Raw genomic sequence first — 1,657 nt, forward strand, 5'->3', positions numbered from 1 at the left:
GCTCATTTTCGATGATCGCATCTTCAGGGATATCCTTACCTTCAACCACGCCACCTTGGCGGTTAATGGCCATATATTGCATGACGCCTTCTTGTACTTGCCGTACTTCATTGGCATCTAGTGTCGGGTATTTACTACGAATAATACTTGGGATGACGGTATCTGATACGGCTTCGGTCTCTACATTATTGGTTTCGGCAGCGATATACTTTTTAATACTATCTGTGTTTTGGGCTAGCTGCGCCAATATCTCGTCACGGTCTTGGTTGAGTATCTTCATCACTCGATCAGAGGGAGGATTGACGGTGTCATCAATAATAATGGTACCTGCCGGCAAGTCTAACGTGCCTAATATGTCTAGCTCACTACGACGTTTAAAGTTGATATTAGGTTTAAGTACTTGCTCCATCAGCAGCGATAGAGTAATGGCCTTTAATAAATCATTGACAGAGCTTGTCACCTCAGACTTATCCGCTTCTGGCTCAGCGATTAGGTTGGTAAATTGGGCATGGTGTTTGCCCGCGCTATCGCGTGTTGAGCGCCCAATAATCTGTACTACCTCGGTTAGAGAGCCGCGATAGCCAATGGTTAATACATGCTCACAATACTCCCAGTCGAAGCCTTCTTTTGCCATTCCAAGGGCTACGATGATATCCATATCATCACGAGAGGTAATATCAGCTAAGTAAGCCTGTGTATTCACTCGTATGGCATCATCAGTCACTAAGTCAGCGAGTAGTAAACGCCTGCCATCATGTGACCGTATGGTGATGACACCAGTATTCTCATCACGAGATTCACTTTCACCGATAATATCTATGATACGACCAACGGTCTCATACTTGTCTGTCTCAGCGGTTAAGCTATTGACGTTCGGGATGTGAATAATGGTTTTTTTACTGGTATCCAAGCACTCGTCTAAGGCATCAAAAAATGACTTTTTGTAAAAGTGATAGCCGAGTCCTAATGACTTTAGGTGCTCATAACCATTCAGCTGTTCATAATAGGTATAAGTCACCTTATCGAACTTTTCTTCATCGCTATCTGACAAGATAGGTACTGAGTCGCCACGGAAGTAAGAGCCAGTCATTGCCACAATATGAGCGCTAGTCTGCATCATAATGCCATCTAGTATGGCGCCCAAGCGGTTAGATTCATCTGCTGATACGTGATGGAATTCATCGATACCGATAAGAACGTCGTTAAATAGCTCGATACTGCCACCATCTTCGATGACCTTATCAAAGCCATATCTAAAGCTGTGATGAGTACAGACTAGGACTTGGGGTAGAGAGTCATCATCGCTATCACCATTGATAAACTCTGAGAAGATAGCGGTCTTGCGAGTATCACTTTGAGCGAGGCTTAAGCATAAGTTATAGCGGTCTGCTACCTCCCAATCGGCAAAAAAACCATAATCACTAAGCGCTGTTGATCTAAAGGATTTGCCAATACTCATCTCTGGTACGGCAATGATGACTTTTTTGATGCCTTGATTAATAAGCTTATCCAAGGCCAAAAACATCATAGCGCGTGACTTACCAGAGGCGGGTGGCGACTTAATAAGCAAATACTGGCTATTACGCTTCTCGAACGCACGTGCCTGCATTTCACGCATACCAAGCTCTTTGTTCTTTTTGCTCTGACCAGTGCGGGC

The 1,657-nt window shown here is 44.2% G+C and carries 1 protein-coding gene; it reads right to left on the reverse strand.

The genetic code is table 11. The annotated features are described in order from the left end of the window. A partial coding sequence (locus ACS8FD_RS13920; RefSeq protein WP_439276307.1) for a DEAD/DEAH box helicase occupies positions 1-1,657 on the reverse strand: 1,657 nt, incomplete at both ends.

The organism is Psychrobacter sp. 1U2, from assembly GCF_051847575.1.